This window comes from Brevibacillus sp. BD137, assembly GCF_041644655.1.
Classification (GTDB): domain Bacteria; phylum Bacillota; class Bacilli; order Brevibacillales; family Brevibacillaceae; genus Brevibacillus; species Brevibacillus brevis_D.
This window is the reverse complement of sequence record NZ_JAOTNO010000010.1, coordinates 22945-42888: the sequence shown is the minus strand read 5'-3', so window position 1 is coordinate 42888 and position 19944 is coordinate 22945. Positions and strand designations below refer to the sequence as shown.

The 19944-nt window shown below is 45.9% G+C and carries 16 protein-coding genes; 8 read left to right on the top strand and 8 right to left on the bottom strand.

What is annotated here, in order from left to right; genetic code table 11:
* Positions 1-8: 8 nt before the first annotated feature.
* The 6 genes from ODZ53_RS20250 to ODZ53_RS20225 all read left to right on the top strand — a co-directional run bounded on the left by ODZ53_RS20250 (position 9) and on the right by ODZ53_RS20225 (position 9982).
* Positions 9-2834 carry a galactose-binding domain-containing protein gene (locus ODZ53_RS20250; protein WP_372679509.1) on the top strand — a complete coding sequence of 942 codons (2826 nt, stop codon included), beginning with the start codon at positions 9-11 and terminating at the stop codon, positions 2832-2834.
* A gap of 65 nt (positions 2835-2899) precedes the next feature.
* The gene (locus ODZ53_RS20245) at positions 2900-4030 is read left to right on the top strand and encodes a discoidin domain-containing protein (RefSeq protein ID WP_372679507.1); all 1131 of its coding nucleotides are present in this window, start codon (positions 2900-2902) and stop codon (positions 4028-4030) included.
* A 3-nt stretch (positions 4031-4033) separates the two neighbouring features.
* A complete protein-coding gene (locus tag ODZ53_RS20240; RefSeq protein WP_372679505.1) occupies positions 4034-6637 on the top strand; it encodes a hypothetical protein in 2604 nt (867 codons plus the stop codon).
* Positions 6637-9075: a hyaluronate lyase N-terminal domain-containing protein gene (locus ODZ53_RS20235; protein ID WP_372679503.1), complete on the top strand. Its 2439-nt coding sequence runs from the start codon at positions 6637-6639 to the stop codon at positions 9073-9075. Before ODZ53_RS20240 ends, ODZ53_RS20235 begins: the two co-directional genes overlap by 1 nt.
* An 86-nt stretch (positions 9076-9161) precedes the next feature.
* Positions 9162-9515, top strand: coding sequence for a hypothetical protein (locus tag ODZ53_RS20230; RefSeq protein ID WP_017249740.1), 354 nt, complete (start codon positions 9162-9164; stop codon positions 9513-9515).
* A 179-nt stretch (positions 9516-9694) separates the two neighbouring features.
* Positions 9695-9982 (top strand): hypothetical protein, encoded by a 288-nt coding sequence (locus ODZ53_RS20225; protein ID WP_012684371.1) that lies wholly within the window; start codon positions 9695-9697, stop codon positions 9980-9982.
* Positions 9983-10073: 91 nt separating this feature from the next.
* Here the strand turns inward: ODZ53_RS20225 and ODZ53_RS20220 are convergent, their stop codons facing one another.
* The 5 genes from ODZ53_RS20220 to ODZ53_RS20200 are packed head-to-tail and all read right to left on the bottom strand — an operon-like array spanning position 10074 to position 15087.
* Positions 10074-11210: a M20 family metallopeptidase gene (locus ODZ53_RS20220; protein WP_372679501.1), complete on the bottom strand. Its 1137-nt coding sequence runs from the start codon at positions 11208-11210 to the stop codon at positions 10074-10076.
* Positions 11211-11222: 12 nt separating this feature from the next.
* Positions 11223-12023: an ABC transporter permease gene (locus ODZ53_RS20215; protein WP_012684369.1), complete on the bottom strand. Its 801-nt coding sequence runs from the start codon at positions 12021-12023 to the stop codon at positions 11223-11225.
* Positions 12020-12862, bottom strand: coding sequence for an ABC transporter permease (locus ODZ53_RS20210; protein ID WP_087342204.1), 843 nt, complete (start codon positions 12860-12862; stop codon positions 12020-12022). The genes ODZ53_RS20215 and ODZ53_RS20210 overlap by 4 nt, the downstream gene beginning before the upstream one ends.
* A 3-nt stretch (positions 12863-12865) precedes the next feature.
* Positions 12866-13960 carry an ABC transporter ATP-binding protein gene (locus ODZ53_RS20205; protein ID WP_372679498.1) on the bottom strand — a complete coding sequence of 365 codons (1095 nt, stop codon included), beginning with the start codon at positions 13958-13960 and terminating at the stop codon, positions 12866-12868.
* A gap of 8 nt (positions 13961-13968) precedes the next feature.
* Complete coding sequence (locus ODZ53_RS20200) at positions 13969-15087, bottom strand: ABC transporter substrate-binding protein (RefSeq protein ID WP_372679496.1); 1119 nt, start codon at positions 15085-15087, stop codon at positions 13969-13971.
* 229 nt (positions 15088-15316) lie between these two features.
* Here ODZ53_RS20200 and ODZ53_RS20195 point away from each other — a divergent pair, with 229 nt between their 5' ends.
* Positions 15317-16078 carry an IclR family transcriptional regulator gene (locus tag ODZ53_RS20195; protein WP_372679494.1) on the top strand — a complete coding sequence of 254 codons (762 nt, stop codon included), beginning with the start codon at positions 15317-15319 and terminating at the stop codon, positions 16076-16078.
* A gap of 235 nt (positions 16079-16313) precedes the next feature.
* Positions 16314-16853 (top strand): hypothetical protein, encoded by a 540-nt coding sequence (locus tag ODZ53_RS20190; protein ID WP_372679492.1) that lies wholly within the window; start codon positions 16314-16316, stop codon positions 16851-16853.
* 22 nt (positions 16854-16875) lie between these two features.
* On the opposite strand, the gene pdxR is transcribed toward ODZ53_RS20190, so the two are convergent.
* The 3 genes from pdxR to ODZ53_RS20175 all read right to left on the bottom strand — a co-directional run bounded on the left by pdxR (position 16876) and on the right by ODZ53_RS20175 (position 19935).
* Positions 16876-18354 (bottom strand): MocR-like pyridoxine biosynthesis transcription factor PdxR, encoded by a 1479-nt coding sequence (gene pdxR, locus ODZ53_RS20185; protein WP_372679490.1) that lies wholly within the window; start codon positions 18352-18354, stop codon positions 16876-16878.
* Positions 18355-18436: 82 nt separating this feature from the next.
* Positions 18437-19144 carry an ABC transporter ATP-binding protein gene (locus ODZ53_RS20180; protein ID WP_007717358.1) on the bottom strand — a complete coding sequence of 236 codons (708 nt, stop codon included), beginning with the start codon at positions 19142-19144 and terminating at the stop codon, positions 18437-18439.
* A 14-nt stretch (positions 19145-19158) separates the two neighbouring features.
* The gene (locus ODZ53_RS20175; protein ID WP_106652489.1) at positions 19159-19935 is read right to left on the bottom strand and encodes an ABC transporter ATP-binding protein; all 777 of its coding nucleotides are present in this window, start codon (positions 19933-19935) and stop codon (positions 19159-19161) included.
* Positions 19936-19944 lie beyond the last annotated feature (9 nt).

Below are 19944 nucleotides of genomic sequence, written 5' to 3'. Positions count from 1 at the left end.
CTGAATGTATGTCGGTCAGAATCACCCGAACAGGCACCGAAGTCGTCCTCGATCATAATGAGTTGGCCAACAAGGGAAAACGTACCCACATCGAAATCGACTCCTATCTCCAGGAGTTGGATGACGCTAGAGAGGATAAACCGAGCTTACAGGATAAATTCCGTGAGCTAAAAGACAAAGACGATGAACAGGATCGTCAGCTTGATGCCGTGAAAAGTGCTGTTTCTACCTTTCAAACGGGGCTGAATACGTTATCGTCAACCGTCAGCGCGGCAGAAGCGAAAAATCAGACGCAAGATCTCCGTCTTTCACAAGTCGAACAAAAAAACGCACAGCAAGACCAAGCCATTTTGAAGCTACAAAGCGATGTCTCATCTAACCCGAACGCCGAGGTGGTCGCTGCACGCCGAGATCGGGATGGGAAGACTTTTCCCAGTCTAAAAACTCGGTTGGATGATATGCAGGGGAAGATTGGTTCTGGGGGTGGCGGGGGAAATAATGGGGGAGCCACGAGCAGCTCCTTTGATTTACAGACCCCCATCAATATTTTGCTGAATACCTTCCGTGATGCGGAAACACATAATAGACCCGCCTATCGTCAAAACAACATGTATGTAGATGTATTTAGCGATTCCTCAGGAATTGATATCGAGAAGTCGTCTTCTTTTGCCATTATAAATGGTACTGTCTCACCCGGGCTTTACGATACAAACATCATCATGTCCAGTCCAACTGAACCCGCCCCTTATCACGTAACCTCGTCTAGTGAAACATCTGGTTACCCTGGATGGATGGGAATCAACGGAAATTTAACTGATTCCTTTTATACAGATGGAGCGACTCCTCCGGCAGAAGGTCATTGGTGGCAAATTGACTTTTTCGTCCCCAAAATTATTACTAAGGTCGCAATACGAGCTATTGGAATCTCAGCTGGACAGTACGGTCTTGCCACGTTTACTCTGCAAGGTTCACAAGACAATACGAATTGGACAGATTTATACGTAGGATCTCATGCAAACACAGGTTCAGAGTTAGAACACAGCTTTACGAATACCTCAGCATACCGCTATTACCGCCTGGCCAAGCTTCGCAGTTATCGCAGTGCAAACACGGTAATTTATACCGGTTGGCACGAGATTAAATTCTATGAAATTATTGACGCTGTTACTCTCGTGACTAAGGCAGTTAATGTTGGCCGATCTCCAAAGAAGATTATTACAACTGCGGAGTATACTGACGCGGTCACCTTCGACCTGACCCTTGATGGAACAACTTGGGTAAACAACATCGATTTAAACAAGCTAATCGATACCTCTTCACTAAAAGGTACAAACCTCCAATTACGAGCTAACATTCCGTCTACAGGCAGTTTAAAATCTTTGGGATTTACTTGGTATGACGATAGCATGCTTGTTGAGATGCCAGGTAAAGAAGGGGGAGGCGGAGATCGAAGCATTACCAAACCGTTAGTAGACGTCGTGGCCGCTACGAATATTTTGCGTAATGCTTATCGTACTTTGGAAGGCGCGAATCAGGGAGCGTCGGTTCGGCATAATTTGTATGCAGATGCTTTTGTAGATTTATCTGGGGTCGATGTATCTAAATCAGAAGCATTTCAAATCCAAAATGGAAAGTTTACCAAAGCTGCTGGAGTACCTTTCTCTTGGAAGGACTTAGGCGTGCAAACCTCTTCATCTATTGGAGACTGGTATAATAGTAGCACTAGTTTTAGACCTTACAAATCAAATAGTACGACCCAAACCTATGCCGTTGAAAAAATCGCTGACGATAATGCTATTGCAACACCGGGTGGAAATACTGATTACTGGCTTCAGAGTGGTACAAGCGCTGACTTATTCATGAAATGGGTAACACCTGTAGAAATATATAAAATCATTCTTTGGATGAATGGTAGTTTAGGACAAAACGGACACGATTATTGCGATCATCAAATTTTTGTCAAAAATCCATCAACAGGTAAATGGGAAGCAGTTACTCCAAGGATTAATCTCACTTCAAAGACCGATAAAGGAGTACATGGTGACGGTTCATGGCACTACCCCATCAACCTAGACCATCTCGTTAATGAAGTCAAAGTAACTGTCTGGAATAAAAGCTCATATATGACCGTTACTGAGGTACAAATATTACAGGCATCTGAAAAAATTCCTGTCATGGTTTCCAAACCGATTCCATTGGCAAAAGCTCCGACCCATCTTGTGCTGGATGCAGAGTACGAGGGAAATATCAGCATTGATTTGTCACTCGATGGAGGAACCACGTTCACAGCCGGTGTTCCTTTGAATCAGCTGGTTGACTTAAGCACTTTCCTACCAGGTAATTCTCTTGTCATTCGCGCCAACCTTAGTGATAAAGCAGTACTCAATAGCATCGGCTGCATTTGGTATGACAAAGACACTCTCCCAACCTATACAGATACGGTAGGCGGTAGTTCAGGGGGTAACGTACCTGGCAACGGTGTTTCAATGATTCAAGTAGAAAAGTATGGAGTTACCGCCTCACCTATTTCTCCCTCAGAAGTAAATATCACCATCCCCTACACTTCTGACTATAAATTACCCCCTATTGAGGTTTTGAAATTTGCCCCAGGTAAACAAAATTACACTCTCGAAATGGCATCCTTTTCTAGTAACGAAGCCCCTAGCTTTGACCATGACAAGTATTATATGGAGCTAGATGGAACCTTACGACTTAAAACCGACTACTCGATTGAATTGGTAGAAGACGTTGTGCTTCCGTCTGGTAACAGTGTGTACTCATTGACTCTCAATATGGATCAATATTCTAGTATTGAGAAAATCAAGGTGACTTGAATATGACAGTACTAGAAATCAACTCCATGTCTCGAAAAGTTCAATAAAATCTTGAGGTGACAAACATGCCAATTCCAGCAACAACTGGACAATTAAGAACAAAAGTTTCAGATATGCAAATTGGTGATTATATCATCTGTGATTATTGGCAGAACACAGCAGGCTTAACTGGAAGCCTTAGCTCTCTTGGTACAGCAACTCGTAGCGAAATTCCAGTGATAGGGATGACAGCAGCACCAACAAGCGGAAATGGTGGAACATTTTATTTTGTCAAAGTCGATAAAGGACTGTTAATAGGCGACCGAGTTGTAAACCACTCCATCTCCTGGGATGCTGTAAATACAGGAGGTTTTATCCAAGGGCGCCTTTGGGATAATGGAAATGTCATTCCAGTAATGACAGGAGATGCAACTCCTAGTGGAGTAGCAAGCGCGAGTAGTGGAACAACTAATCACCCGTGGCATGCTTTTAACGGGGACATAACAAAACACTGGTATTCTACAACTCCTCCAACAACTACATCACCAGAATGGATCGCTTATGAATTCCCTGAACCAAAAATAGTAAAGAGATATGATATTCTTTCCTATTCATCTGGAGACGGCGGAAGACCAAGGGACTGGACATTTGAAGGCACCAATGATGGAGTAAACTGGGATGTTCTAGATCGCAGGTCAAATAGCACATGGACAGATAAAATTGAAGTTAATATTGATAACAACACTCCTTACAAAAAATATAGGGTCCATGTCACAGAAAGAGTCGGAAACAACACCTACGTTCGTATAGGAGACATTAGAATGTACGAGACAGTAGGAGTTATACGTAGCTTAACAGGCGGAGTTGCTTATGCAAATGCGAATGGAGATCGTGCTTCGACGAATCAGGGATACAACGCTTGGCCCACCAATAATGAATGGGATAAGTATATTTTAAACTTTCCGCAAGATAAAATTCAGCAAGGAAAAGGAATTGGTGATGTATTTAATCATCAAACAACAACTGTGAATTGGTGTCAGGATACACCTGTCATTGGGATGACTAAACCTAGCGTAGGAACTCCTAATCCATCGAGTAATATTGGACGCATCCATAGAAACGGAAAAATTCTTGATTGGTCTGAATCCAGTTGGGGAACGATTTACAATGGCACTTCCCAAGGTTTTCGACCAGTGTTTGAATATAGGGAGGTGTAATACATGGCTACAATTGGAGATCAATTAACTGCACCAGAGGCAGGTTGGAAGCGATATGATAACACTTATCCGTCTATTGCCTATAACGGAACGTGGGCGAAAAGAACAGGATATGCAGGTAGTTATGAATTAACAGATACCTACACTTCAACAGCAGGAGACACGGCAACGTTTGACTTTGTAGGAACAAAAATCCGTATTATATCCTTTTTTTGGAACAACTTCACGACAGATGCGAAGATCACGATTGATGGGGTCGCACATACATTTAGTGAAAGAAGTGCTGCAAATACTCCACAAGTCATTGTTTTTGAAAAAATAGGATTGTCTGAAGGCAAGCACCGTGTTGAGCTGAAATTGAATTCTGGGACGGATTATCTTGGAATTGATGCCATTGATATAGATGATACAGGATCTATTGAATTTCCTATCGGCGTTCAATTAACAGCACCAGCTCAAGGTTGGAAAAGGTATGACGACGGTGATCCATCTATAAAGTACTTTGGAACTTTCGTAAGAGAATCAAATCAAAGCTTTTATGGAGGAACCTCCAACTATGCAACAAGTGCAGATTTTAGGATTAAATTTAATTTTATTGGCACTAAAATCAGAATAATAGGTAACATGTACCAGAACAAATTCCCTAACGTTCCAATAACGATTGATGGTACCACTGAAACATTCAGTCAGTATGGGGATTTAAAGTTTCAAGCTTTACTGTACGAAAAAAAAGGGTTAGACAATAAAAAGCACACTGTAGAGATTACACTTCCTTCATATTCAGGAAGTATTGGTTTTGACCCAAATAACATGAACGTGAAGAATATACAGATTGATGCCATTGATATTGATGCTGATGGTAGGGTTCTCCACCCTGATGAAGTAATAGCTGTGAAAGACTTAACTGTAGGAAAACGTATTCGTTTTAACTACTTGGCACCTGCTGGTACGTTTGGAACCATATCTATCGGAAAAGAAATGTCAGGACTTCTTCCCAATGTTCCTGCAACAAGTGCAAATGGTGATGGGTATTTCATTATGTACGGTACAAATCACAAAGGTGATAAGTTGCTAATGGCCGACCGCAATATCCAAACCATTTCATGGGATGCCTTAAATACAGCGGGGATTGCAAGCGGAAGCGGACTGCCAATAAAAAAACTGCACACCATTCCAGGATTGTCTGGGTATTCTTCTGCCGTGTGTAAAGTTTCTGCTTCAACAGAGTATGACACAGCAAGTTATCATGCATGGAAGGCTTTTGACGGATCAGAGACTACGTACTGGACAAGTACTGCTGCAACTGAAACAACAGAAGAGATTTTAAAGATTGAGTATTCAACACCAACAACAATTACTTCGTATTATCTATATGCCATATATAGTCCGAAAAAATGGTTCTTCGAAGCCTCTAACGACGGAACTTCTTGGGACATCTTGCATAATGGAAATGAAGTATCAAGCTGGCACGGTCTCAAAAAGACCTTCTCATTTAAAAATGACAAAGCTTATACACAATATCGCATCAGAGTATCAGAACGTTACATGTGGAACGGGCTTTATTATGTCGGCTTTTATACTGCCCAATTGTTCACATCCTCTGATAGAGAAATAACATTGCGACTGCCGACAGGTGGAGTAAATGCATCGGATAAAGACAACGAATGGGATAAGTACATGACCGATGACCAGATTTGGAATAATGTAGACCACGGTTCATGGACCAGTACGACCGACCAATCTAATTCAAAGGCCCGCGTGATTCGAGGTTATAACGGTCTCACAAACTGGACATCTGGTTCAACAGATCTTACAACTCCAGGCCGAGGCTTCCGTCCGGTTCTCCTGATTGAGTCAATAAACAATAGATTCCTCGTACAAGACGGAACAGACGTGAAAACGTACACTTCTTCCGGCTGGGAAACTGTTGGTACTACTCCCCCCACAGACGAAATGTTTCTAAATAAAGGCATGCTCGACCTCTCTACTTGCGCCCCTTACTTGAAAGATTTAATCGACAAATCCAACATCAAAATCCTTGTTTCCAAACCTAAAAGAGAGCCCACGGTTGCTCATCTTACTGGAGTTCCTGTACCAAAGATCGAAAAAATGAAAAATGATACTAGCTTTCTTGGCGTTGCAAAAATCAAATCTTTAACCTTATCAGGTACAGAGAAAGGCATTTTAAGAGTAGCAATAAGTACGGACAGTGGAACAACATGGGAAGCAAAACAAAAGAATGGCTCGTGGACAAAAGTTGATGTTACTACCCCCATTGATTTCAAAGCAAAAGCAATGACAATAGACGATTTCAATAGTATCTCTGAATGGGACGAGAAGATTGGCCAAGCTAGAAACTTGCGATGTGCGTTCTACTTCGAACAGTCATCATCCGCTGATGAAACAAGCCTAGACTCCCTTACCATGAATGTAGACTTACTAGATTCGTGGGACATGGCGATGCCCGGAGTCGAATACAAATACGGGTATAACCGAAATACCAACCTGCGAGTCCTTTTACTTTCAGATGGAGATTACAAAATAAACGTAGGCTCTGGCGGTAGCAGTGGCTCCACGATCACTGAAGTAGATGGAGGTACATTTTAATGAAACTACCAATCAAATTCAAACGCGGACTAAAAGCTAATCTCCCCTTCGCTGCATCAGCGGGGGAGCCTCTTTTTACAACCGATACCCATGAACTTTTTGTCGGAACAGGTGACAACTTGGTTCCAATTGCTGCATCTGATCCCACTCTCGCAAACCGTGTAGAAGAGCTTGAAAGGCACAGAAGTACAGTCACCAACACTTACTCCGAAGAATTCGATACATTAACCTATGTCGACTCCGAGAAGTCAACAGCTGGAATTGTAGGCGGAAGGGTAACTCCTACCATTACTCCTGACTTTACGGAAGACTTCAGTACTACAAACTATTTTGACGCATCGAATTCTTTAGGAATCACAGTAGATACAACCAATCGTCTAATCAGGAACTCAGCGGGGATTAAGAATGGTATTTTTTATGCGAAGCCACTTTCCACCTCTAGCACAAATAAAGTAACGATAAATGCTGTAGTTAACGAACCGAGCATATACGCTTTCTCAGAAGCCACTCGCTTTTCTTATTCCGGAAGTGTTTTTTCGCAGCCTATGGGTTTTACGGACCGGACAAATCGCACATGGAAAGTAGCACTTGTCAATGGGAAGGGTATTTATGCAAAAGTAACAAATTCTGATGGCAGCCTGTCTTTTGAAGGAACCATTCTGCCATTTACGGGTACTACCCATACATTCCCTTTTCAATCGATAGATTATATCGTAGATTACAACAATCGTGTCTGGTTCTCCATTTCACATTCATCCTTAGACGGTGTGATTGGTATTGTGAATAGCGACGGTACCACATTCAAGGACTGGTATCCCTTTTATACAGGATCATTTGGGGTACTCACGACTTCATTAACGGTAGATAGGCAAAACAGAATATGGGTATTTCATTCTGTTGACGCCTTTACTCGATTTCACGTTTTTAACAGTGATGGCTCCTTGGTTAAAGATTTGACTAATATCATTAGTTCTGGGACTACGAGTTACCTACGCTCAACCTATGATCCTACAAGAAATCAAATTGCTGTAGCTGCAATTAATTCAAATGTTTTCAAAGTAATCCTATTTGATAGTGCATTTCGCATTGTTCGAAATGTAAGTATAACTATCGGCGGGGGTCATGACAGCTCACTGGACATGATGTACGACTCGAATCTCGATAGATACATCGCTATACAAACAATTTATACGAGCGCAACGACATCCTACACAGTTAAGCTCTATTCTCTTCATCCTGAAACGCTGGCTCACACCACTTCAATCGCAAACATCAACGCAAATTGGGTTTCCAGACTAGTTGCTGACGGTTCAAACTATCACTTTGTGTACTCCTCAAATGTAGAGCTAAACAAATTCTACCTCGCCTCGTTCAAAGCTGCCGATTTATCCGTCGTCGATTCTTCTGTAACGGTCTCTACCTATGCCGGCAAACATTTCCCCTTCAAAGACAGCAACGGAGTCCTGCGAACACTGTCGTTAACTTCCAGATACGACTCTAACCAAGCCATTGACGAATACAGTTTTGGAGCATCCAAAGCTACCGTTACTTTAGAGGTAACAAACAACAACGGGCTAGAGTGGAGAAATGCTATTCCCGGCGAAGAGATTACATTTCAAACTCCCTCCACCTCACTGCTTTTACGGGCCAGATTAAACTCACCTACTGAAAACCTTTCTCCCGAACTGTATGGTTATCGTGTAATTACAGGTAGTTTCTCAGGGGAGGTCATCCAAGAGTTTGTAAGCACTAAGCTTCCTTCTGTCTCTCCTGTTGCTTATGCCTCGATTACTGCGGATCAAACACTGCAAGATGGCTCTATAAACTGGTACCTGTCTAACGACGGCGGCTCTACATGGGAATCCACTGTCTTAGGGCGCAAACATTCCTTTAAGAACCCACTTTACGCAGATTTACGGGTAAAAGCAGTCCTTACTTCCCTATCTGGCTCCGTGAAATCCCCTACCGTCTCTGGTTATACCTTGACCAGCTCCAACCTGTTACTTAATCCAGCAAAAACAAGCACAAACCTTACCGTCATCATGTCCGCAGACCAAACCCTAACTGCCCCCGACACCTTCACCAAAATTACTTTCAATACACCCACCCACGATGAACTGCTAGAATTCGATAAAAACCTAAATCGTTTTATCGCAAAGACACCGGGCGACTACTTAATCGTTGGCTCGGCACGCATCAAAAGCCCAACTACTTCACCCAACGGACTGCATCTAGAAATCCGAATCAATGGTGAACTCCATAAAGTACTCAGCAGCATCGTCTCCTATTCCAACCATGCCTGGTGTTTAAACGGTTCAAGCATCGTCCAACTAAAGCCCGGCGACTATGTAGAGCTTTTCGGCTACTCCTTTTTTGCCAATGGCGTCATAGAAGCCATCCCCACCTATTCCTACTTCCAAATCAAGCAGTTGTGGTAGCATTTTCACTCAAAACACCGTGAGAATTTCCTCAAACTGTCTACTCTATATATAGACCGCACAAGAGAAAGCAGGTGAATAAACGGATGATCCAAACACTACTCAACTCTTCCACTCTCCCCTTGGTAGTATCCAGTGTACTGACGGCAATCGTCACGTATCTGGTTGCACGTCACAACAACAAGAAAGAGTTGATGATAACAGACAGGCAGCAAATCTCACAAGAAAACCAGCAAATTCGCCAGGAGCTTCGTCAGGAAATGGACAAGCTTCGAGAAGAACTCCATGTTTGGCGCAACCGTTGCATGGAGCTTGAAACCATCGTGCAGGAGTGGCGAGATAAATACACGACGCTGGTCGTAGAAAGACAACAGCTGGAGTACCGTGTCAAAGAGCTAGAGACCGAACTCAAAACGTACATGCAAGCGAGGATTTCCTAGATGTTGCCGATCCGGCCGACCTCCTCCACAAGAAGTCATCCACAAAGGTGACACCTACCTGCCTTGGGGCGAAATCTCGCCTCGCGAATGAATTCCCTTCCAAATGAATAACGACTGGATGTTTTCCCCGAAGTACGCCCCGCTCTACTAGCAAAAGGAGGAACCAACCTTTGATTGACATGGACCCATTCATTCACAGCCTGAGTCTGCTTACTTTTATGGCAATCTTGATTGAAGCCGTTACCGAAATTTTAAAGAATGCCTTCCCCGTACTAAAAGACCGCTTCACTTATATCCTCTCTATCCTCATTGGCATTTCGCTCTCCCTCGCTTTTCAAGTCAACCCCTTTGGTCTTGAGGGCAGCGGCTACTACGTTTCTGCCGTGCTGGCTGGTATCCTCACCAGCCGCGGAGCGAACTACCTTAATAGCTTTGTGAAAAAGCTAAATACATCCTCGAAGCAATAGCCTCTCCTTTTCCACACAAAAAGGCACCTGGCCTGATGCAACCATCTTACGCATCAGGCAGGTGCTTCTTCTCTTTTTCTCTTGCTTCTCTCTATACTTCTTCTATCAACCGCGCCAACAAGGTAGCACGCGTCGATATTTCTCCCAGTTCGATCCATTCATCCGGCGAGTGGGCGTAACCACCTTTTACACCAAGTCCATCCAGCGTCGGGACTCCGCAAGCAGCCGCGAAATTGCCATCGCTGACTCCACCTGTACCTGACTCTTCCAAAGCCATCCCTAGTTCATTGATGCTAATCGATTGTGCAAGGGAAAATAATTTGCCTGTCTCTTCGGTTCGCTCCATCGGCGGTCGGCGAATGCCTCCCGTTACGCTGATGTTTGTACCGGCGAGCACTGGCGTGAGTTCGCTCATTACCTTCTCAATGCGTAGGGCCTCTTCCATCGAGATAAATCTCACGTCAATTTCAGCTTCTGCCGAATCCGCTACGACATTGGAGCCAATCCCGCCCTTGATGACGCCCACATTGACGGTTGTTCCTTTTTCGTAATCGGTCAAGGCATGCAGAAATTGCACCTGTCTCGCCAGCTCTTCAATAGCAGAGACGCCTTTTTGATGATCGACGCCCGCGTGTGAGGAAATTCCGCTGACTGCCAAGGTAAAATGGGCGCTTCCCTTCCGCCATGTTTTGAGTGCGCCGCTCGGTTCGGTTGGCGGCTCCAACACAAAGCTCGCCACCGAACGCGCGGCTTCTTCTTCTACCAGTCGGCGAGAAGTCGGACTGCCGATCTCCTCGTCACTGTTTAATAAGAGCACGATTTTTTTATCTGCTGGCAGGCGATCCAGCTTTACCAATGCCCGCATGGCAAACATTGCTTGCAAAACGCCCGCTTTCATATCGTATACGCCCGGCCCGTACGCTTTTTCATCCCGAATCGCAAACGGTCGGCGAGCCGCCTCTCCTTCTAACCATACGGTATCGTAATGGCCGATGATGAGGATTTGTTTTTCCCCGTTGCCCAGCGTACAACGCACCTGATCGCCATACGTCTTATTCGGGATCAGCTCTGCTACTCCCCCTGTCAGCCGTTGAAACTGCAGGGCGAACCAGCCCGCCATGCGGTCACCCAACTGTTTGTCACGAGAAGGCGAGTCCATGTTAACTGACTCTTCGAGTAACTGAAGATAGTGGGGTATATTCTCTTGTACATAAGTGTGGATTGACATAGTGCCTCTTCCTTAATGAGATTGTGAATTGAGTCCGAACAGGCGCTCTAGTCCGTACACTTTTTCCAACAAGACGATGAACACCAGACTCAGCAGGATGACCACGGAGGATATCGAAGCCACCAACGGGTCAAGTGTCTCCTGCATATAGGTGAAAATCGCGAGTGGCAGCGTCGTCGTATCCGGTGCCACCAAGAATAAAGAAACCGTGACATTGTCAAACGACGTCAAGAACGAAAAGATCATCCCCGACACGATGGCCGGACGCAACAGTGGCAACGTAATATCCCAGAACACCCGAAACGGATGGGCCCCCAGCATGTATCCCGCTTTTTCCAGCGTATAATCGAACGAGCTAAGCCCTGTGAGCACCAGCCTAACGACATACGGAATCGAGATCAGCATGTGCGCCAGCAAAAGTCCTGTAAACGTCCCCGCAATACCAATTCGCGTGAAAAACAACAGCGCGGAAATCCCGATAATGAGCGAAGGAACGGTAAGCGGTGAAAGCATTAGTGCGTTGATGATGCCGCTCCCACGAAACTTGTATTTGGACAGCGCGAATGCAGCCAATGTCCCTAGGAAAGTCGCCAAAATCGCCGTTACCGTAGCTAGCTTTAGACTGATCCACAACGAATCGATGAACTCCGGCCGATCCAAAATCATTTCATACCACTGCCACGAAAATCCTTCGGGCGGAAAAGCGAGGTATCCGGCTGCCGTAAAGGAGCTCGGGATAATGACCAAAAACGGCAGATTGACCAAAACAAGCACAAAGAACGTGATGAGTCCGAGTACGTTTATTTTTTTCATGACGCAAACACCTCTTTATACCGCTTGGTTTCAATCAGCTTTGTATACAAAGTCACCAATAGAATCGTGCTTCCCAAAAGCAGGAAGGCAAGTGCCGCGCCCAAAGGCCAGTTCAATGTCGCCATGATTTGCTCATAGGCAATGACAGGCAAGACCTTCACGGAAGTGCCGCCCATTAAGGCTGGTGTCACAAAGGCACTCATCGACAAGCTGAACACCAGTGTCGTACCTGCAATAATCCCCGGCAAACACAAGGGCAATGTCACACTGAAAAACGTACGTACGCGGGAAGCCCCCAAAATCGATGCCGCCTTATTCAAGGACGGATCGATGGCATACAAGCTGGTTGCAATCGCCAGAACCATGTAGGCAACGAATGAATCCGTCAGACCGATCACAATACCGAACTCGTTGTACAAAAGCCGCAACGGTTGATCGATCAGCCCCAGACTGATCAACGTCTCATTGATCCACCCTTTTTCCCCCAAAACCACTACCCAACCGAAGTTGCGAATAACAACACTGATGAGGTGAGGGGCCAGGATCAGCATCGTGACGATTCCACGCATTTTCCCTGTAGCTTGCGCCATGTACATCGCTACAGGAAATCCGAGCAAGAGGCTTACCAGTACCGTCCAGAGACTCACGCGAATCGTCCGCCAAAGAATCTCCAAGTAGTACGGATCTTGTATAAATAATGAATAATTGTGCAAAGAGAACGCCTGATTCTCATCCTGAAAGCTGAGCAAAAGCATCATCAGCATCGGGAGGATGAATACGCCAAGCAGCAAAATCATCGCAGGTGCTGTCAACAATGTAACCGAGAGACGCTTGCTCATCCGTCATCCCCTTCCTGCGGGCATGACCAGTACGTCGTCCGCGTTCCATTGACAGTAAACCGTTTGACCTTCTTGGCGGTCCACCGAGCTATCGGTCATTTGGACTTTTGCCGAGAGCGTATGCTCCCCGACCTTGACCTCACATTCTGTGTACGAGCCCAGGAAGGAGGCAAGCTGCAAATGTCCTTTTACCCGATTCGCTTCCTCACTGACTGCTGTATCGGTCAGCTTGATTTTCTCTGGTCGGATAAAAATGATCACTTTTTCATGGAGTGCCACGGTTCGCTGTTGCTTTGCCGCCTTCACGAGCATTCCATCAGTCGTCCGCAGCGTGAGTACATCCCCGTCCATTCCAATGACTTCCCCTTCCAAACGGTTCGTCTTACCGATGAAGGTATGTACGAATTCAGAAGCGGGCTGATTGTAAATCTCAAGCGGTGTACCGATTTGCTCCACGAATCCGTGATTCATGACCACGATGCGATCAGAAAGCGCTAGCGCCTCTTCTTGGTCATGGGTAACGAAAATAGTCGTAACGCCGATCTCGTGATGTAAGCGCTTTAACTCATCGCGAAGCTCTTCCCGAAGTTTGGCATCCAAGTTACTGAGCGGCTCATCCAACAGCAGGAGCGACGGCTCAATAACAAGCGCCCGCGCAATCGCAATCCGCTGGCGTTGTCCGCCGGAGAGTTGTTTCGGATAGCGGTCTGCTACGTTTGGCAGCTTGACCAGCCCGAGTACACGATTCACACGCTCTTGCATTTCTTGTTTGTTCACTTTGCGTAATTTCAAGCCGTAGGCGATGTTTTCCGCCACAGTCATATGAGGGAACAACGAGTACGTCTGAAACACCATGCCCAGCTCCCGTTTGTACGGAGGCACACCATTCATTCGCTGCCCTTTGATCAAAAGGTCCCCGCCATCCGGGTCCAAAAAACCAGCAATCATATTCAAGGTCGTGGTCTTACCGCAACCAGATGGGCCGAGGAATGAAATAAATTCGCCTTGCTCCACCTGCAGGTTGAAGTTTTGAACCACGACATTGCTTTGAAATTTTTTCATGATGCCGCGCAGTTCAACATCAATCACCTTGGTCACGTGAATACCTACTTTCCTGTTTTAGGTGCGATTTCTTTGTTAAAGCGATCCAGCCAAGCAGATGTTTCCTTGCTCACTACGCTATAGTCGAAGTTGACAACCTTTTTACGATCGAATTCCAATGTTTTCGCTACATCGTCTGGCAGCTTCACAGAGGTTGCCGGATTGTAGTACAGCTTCGTTGCGTACATCGTTTGAATTTCATCTGTCAAAAGGAAATCGACGAATGCTTTTGCCGCTTTTGGACTCTTCGAACCTTTTACCAGCGTAGCTACGTTCGGTACGATGTTTCCGCCCTCTTCAGGGAAAACGAACTCCAATGGTACGCCTGCTTCTTTTTGTGTCAAGCTACGCGCCATTGTCCAAGTGGTGTACGCTGAGCTTTTGTTTTGCAGATTTTGCTGAAGCTGTGCAGCACTCTTCGCAAAGGTCGGCATGTATCCTGCAATCGTTTCCATTTTCTTAAAGCCTTGTTCGATGTCTTTCTCAGACCCGCCATTTGCGTACGCCAGCATGATCATCGTTGAGCGTCCAAAGTTGCTCGCTACGTCTGTCATCGTGATGTAGCCTTTCACTTCAGGCTTCGCCAGGTCATTCCAGGACTTCGGTACAGGCAAGCCTTTTTCTTTTACCAGATCCGCATTATAGGAAATCCCCATCGGCGTGAAGTTTACAACTACACCGCTATCCTCCGTCACACGCAAATCTTCTGGCACGTTTTTCATGTTCGGGATATCTGTTGCGGATACAGTTTCCCACAAGCCTTCTTGACGTCCCTTTTCTTGTTCGCCGCCTTCAACGATTGTAAGGTCGATTTGCGGTGCATTTTTCTGTGCCTTAACCTTCGCTACAATCTCCGTGGAAACACCAGAAACATAGGTCAGCTTTACATTCGGATACTTCTCGTTAAACTTCTTGAAGACTTCATCCTTCATCATCTTTTCAACGGTCGCGCCGTTTCCTGCTACTACCAGTGTGTCTTCCAGCTGAGCTTGTGCTTCGGTGCCGCTATTGTTGCCAGCAGCCGGTGCAGGAGCAGATGTTTGCGGCGTGGAGGAGCCACATCCAGCCAGCAAGGAACCAGTCAAAGCGAAAATGGACAAGACGGATAATGCCTTTTTCTTCATGTAAGTTCGACCCCCGATTGTCTATATTGTTCACGAATAGAGAACGACGTTTCCTATTCGGGAACGATAATGCTATACTAGCATAAAGATACTGACTATTCAAGGTAGTCGTACTAGAAGCACCATTCCCCCAATTACAGGCTTGTCAGCATTCTTTCTAATGGTAAAATTACTTCAATCGAGACTCTTCTTTATAGAAGGGCTACTGTACGTTAAAGGAGACCTTTGTATGGACCAAGTATTGTCTTCTGTTCGAAATGGCTGTCGGCTGTTAAAAATATTTCTCGATTCGCCAAAGGAACTCGGGGTAACGGAGCTCAGCAAAAAACTCCAGCTGTCCAAGGGAGCCGTTCACAAGCTCCTGTCCACGCTGGAGTCTGAAGGCTTTATCCGCCAAAATGAAAAAACCAAGCAGTATACGCTTGGCTACACGCTTTTGGAGTTGGGCACGAAGGTGCTCACGAATCACGATATCGTTGATTTTTCCAAACCATTCTTGGACCAGCTTGTCTCACGCACAAACGAATTGGCGGTCTTATGTGTACAAGATTCTAAGGACGCGATCTATGTAGCCAAAGAGGATTCGCTTCATCCCGTTCGCTTTACCGTAGAATCCTTTCGGCGTTTTCCTCTTTACTCTACCTCCGCTGCAAGGGTTTTGCTGGCCTATCAGCCAGAAGAGTTTCAAGATGAGATTTTGCAGGAACATCCGCTGAAAAGCTACACACCTCATTCGTACACGTCTGTTGAGCAAATTAAAGAGGACTTGGTGACGATCCGCCGACGAGGCTATGAAATCAGCTCGAATCGACGCAATACAGGCGTGACCGGAATCGCTGCCCCGATTTTTGATTCAACTGGGCACGTAACTGCATCTGTCAGTGTCATCGGTCCCTCCGACCGCGTGATGCCGAAACAAGAAGAGATTTTACAAGAAACGATAGCGACGGTACGTGCGATGTCAGCTCAATTAGGGTATCGAATGTTTTAAAATCCGTTTAAGATGCCATGAAAAAACCTCCTGTTCATCAGTCTGCTCTGATGACAGGAGGCTACTCTTCATGCTAACTCACTTGTTTTGCCTATGATAACAGCTCAATCCGTTCACTTACTTTTCACTCGATATAGTTATGTTAAATTTTTCATCTTGAGGAGAAACGGTTTTGTTATTTTTTCGTCTACTACTTATGAATAGTATTTCGTGTACAGAAAGGAAATGACACCCTATGAGAAAAACATATTTGCTGCTTTCTTCTTTGTTATTCTGTTCATTGTTTGTTACTGACGCTCATGCAGCTTCACAGCAAGGAACGGTTGCACCTGTTCCTCCCCAAGTAATTGTTCCAACAAGTAGCAAGGATAAACAAGGAAATACCCTTGAAAAATCAATGGCATATGTGAAAACGTTACAAGTGAAAAATGGAAAGCTACTCGTCTCACTTGACTATGTTCAATGGTTTTTCGGTGAGGCAGCAGTAAAAGCTTATCGTCAAGATCATCCATCGGAAAAAGAGGACTATCCAATGCCATATTACATTCGTAATAGCAGTCCTAAAATTAGAACGTTTGAAGTTTCTCCAAAGGCTTCGTTTATTCTTCAAACCAACTCTACACAAAAAGATGGGAATTTCCATTGGAATGAAGCAGTAAACACCGATACTTTTAAAAAGTTTGTGCTTTCTAAAGGAATTCCTTATCAGATACCATTCCACGTTGAAGTAAAGAATGGCATCATCACAAAAGTTACAGAACAGTACGTCCCTTAATTATTTGCAGCACTCCGTTCCTTCACCCGATCCCCTGGATTGGGTTTTTATTTTCCCCTTCTATTTGCAAATAAGGCTCCCATGCACGTTTCAACAGACGAATGCCAGCCTCAATCTCCTCGATGGTCTGCCCCCCGAAGCCGAACTGGAAAGCCGGCAGTCCATTTTCCTGTGGATGAATCCATTTATGTGCGGTTGGATAGACACGAACGCCTGATGCAGCCGCAAATTGGGTCAACTGTTGCGGAGTGCTCTCACTTTTCACTTCTACCGTCACAGACAGTCCGGCATCCTGACCCTTGATCCGGATGTACGCCCCCAGCTGTTCCTGCAAGCACTGCAGCAACACCCCATGCTTTTTGCGGTAAAGCGTACGCATCTTGCGAATATGCCGCTCCCAATCACCATTTTTCATGAACAGGGCCAGCGTCTCCTGATGAATACGCGATGCCGACTGGTCAAAATCCGCCAATTTCTCCTGAAACACCGCCAATAACGCTTGCGGCAAAACCATATAGCTCATCCGAATCGACGGCAGCAACGCCTTGGAAAACGTCCCTAAATAAATGACTCGTCCTTGCGTATCTAGCCCCTGAAGGGAAGGAATTGGCTTGCCATGATAGCGAAACTCCCCATCGTAGTCGTCCTCTATGATGTAGCTCCCCGTCTGATTCGCCCAGTGGAGCAGCTTTAGCCGTTTGGCATACGGCATGACAATTCCGGAAGGATCCTGATGAGAGGGTGTGATATAAACCAGCCGCGCTCCACTCTCACTGAGCGCTTCCACATCAATCCCATCCTCTGTCAGTCTGATCGGGCGCACATCATAGCCCAAATGGGAGAATACAGTACGAACACCGTGATAGCCCGGCTCCTCCATCGCTACAGCCTGTCCCCGTGTCCCGAATAGGAACCCCAATAAGCTGATGATCACCTGCGTCCCCGCACCGATCACAATTTGTTCCGGCGTAGCTTGCACACCCCGAGCTCGTCCGAGATAGCGTGCGAGCTCCTCCCGCAGCTGCGGCTCTCCTTGACGGTCTCCGTAGTAGAGCACATGCTTGTTTTCTTCCTGCATGCATTGGTTGGTGTACTTGCGCCAACGGTCAAAAGGAAAATGCTCGGCATCTACGCGCGCTTGGTGAAAATCATATTGGATCGGAACTATTGTGGGCGTAGATGGAGTTGTTTGGACGTAAGCCGTTTGAGCTGGTTGCTGCCCTTTCCCTGTAGGTACAGGCACTGGCCCATCCCAGTCCACATCGACCACATAAAATCCGCTGCGCTCCCGACTCTCGATGTAGCCTTCTGCCATGAGCTGGTGATAGGCACTCTCGACAGTCGTTTTACTCACTTGCAAAAATCCGCTCAATGCCCGAACAGAAGGAAGACGCGTCCCAGAGATTAAGCGCCTCCCTTGGATTTCTGTACAAAAATAGCGATAAAGCTGTAGATAGAGAGGCTCGCTCCCTTCTACAAAGCGGGGACTAATATCTAGCAAGCCACATCCTCCTCGCTGAATAAATGAAAAACCGACGGGAGTAAAAATCCCCATCGGCACTCACGTTTCTATTACACCACGATTACGCCAGATACGCCTCTCTTACCTGCGGATTCATCAATAATGTCTGGGCATCGTCTTGCAAAATAATTTCGCCTGTCTGAATCACATAACCGCGATGGGCGACAGACAGCGCTTGATTCGCATTTTGCTCTACCAAGAGAATCGTCATGCCTTCCTTGTTCAGCTCCGTAACGATGTCAAAAATCTGCTCTACCAGAATCGGCGCCAATCCCATCGAAGGTTCATCGAGCATGAGAATTTTTGGCTTCATCATGAGTCCACGAGCAATCGCCAGCATTTGCTGCTCTCCACCGGACATCGTGCCGCCTTTTTGACTAACCCGTTCCTTCAGTCGTGGAAAGTAGGCAAAGGCACGCTCGATGCCTTCTTCAATCACCTTTTTGTCGGATACACTGAAGGCCCCCATCTCCAAATTTTCGCGTACGGTCAGCTTTGGAAAAATACGGCGGCCTTCCGGGACGTGAGCGATTCCTGCTAAGGCAATATCATGTGTACGCATCTGCGTAATGTCCTTGCCATTGAAGATGACTTTTCCTTCTTTGGCACGGGTCTGTGCACATATCGTTTTCAACGTGGTTGATTTACCTGCCCCGTTGGAACCGATCAGCGTCACCACTTCGCCTTCGTTTACCGTTATGCTCAATCCTTTTAATGCGTGGATGCCGCCGTAATACGTATGAACGTTAGTCAGCTCTAGCAATGCCATCGATTTTCCTCCTTCTACGACACGTCCGACGCACTTTTTCCGAGATAGGCCTCAATGACGTTAGGGTTGTTGCGGATTTGTTCGGGTGTTCCTTCTGCAATTTTTCTCCCGTAATCCAGCACGTGAATGTATTCGCTAAGTCCCATGACCAGCTTCATGTCATGCTCAATCAAGATAATCGTCAAATCGAGCTCTTTTTTCAGCCGACGAATAAAATCTGTCATCTCAACCGTTTCGCGAGGGTTCATCCCTGCCGCCGGTTCATCGAGCAAAATGATTTGCGGATTAGTTGCCATCGCCCGCGCGATTTCCAATCGTCGTTGCAACCCGTAAGGCAGACTCCCTGCCGCTTCATTGGCAATATGCGCGATCCCGACGTACTCCATGAGCTGATAAGCCTCGACGCGTGTCCGCTCTTCCTCCTGGCGTACACGTTTGGAGTTGAACAAGATTCCAAGAATTCCAGCGGATAAGCGGCTATGCACACCCACCATGACATTTTCCAAAGCCGTCATTTCCTTGAACAGACGAATGTTTTGAAAGGTACGGGTGATACCGCGACTCGCGATCTGATCGGGACGAAGCTTCTTGATACTTTTGCCATTCAGCAGAATTTCTCCCTCGTCTGGCTCATAAAATCCGGTAATCATATTGAAAAAAGTCGTTTTTCCGGCTCCATTCGGCCCGATTACCGCTGTAATGCTTCCTTTTTCGATGCCAATCGAGACATCTTGATTGGCAACCAAGCCACCAAAGCGCTTCGTCAAATTTTTTGCCTCTAACAATGCCATGCTCTTTTC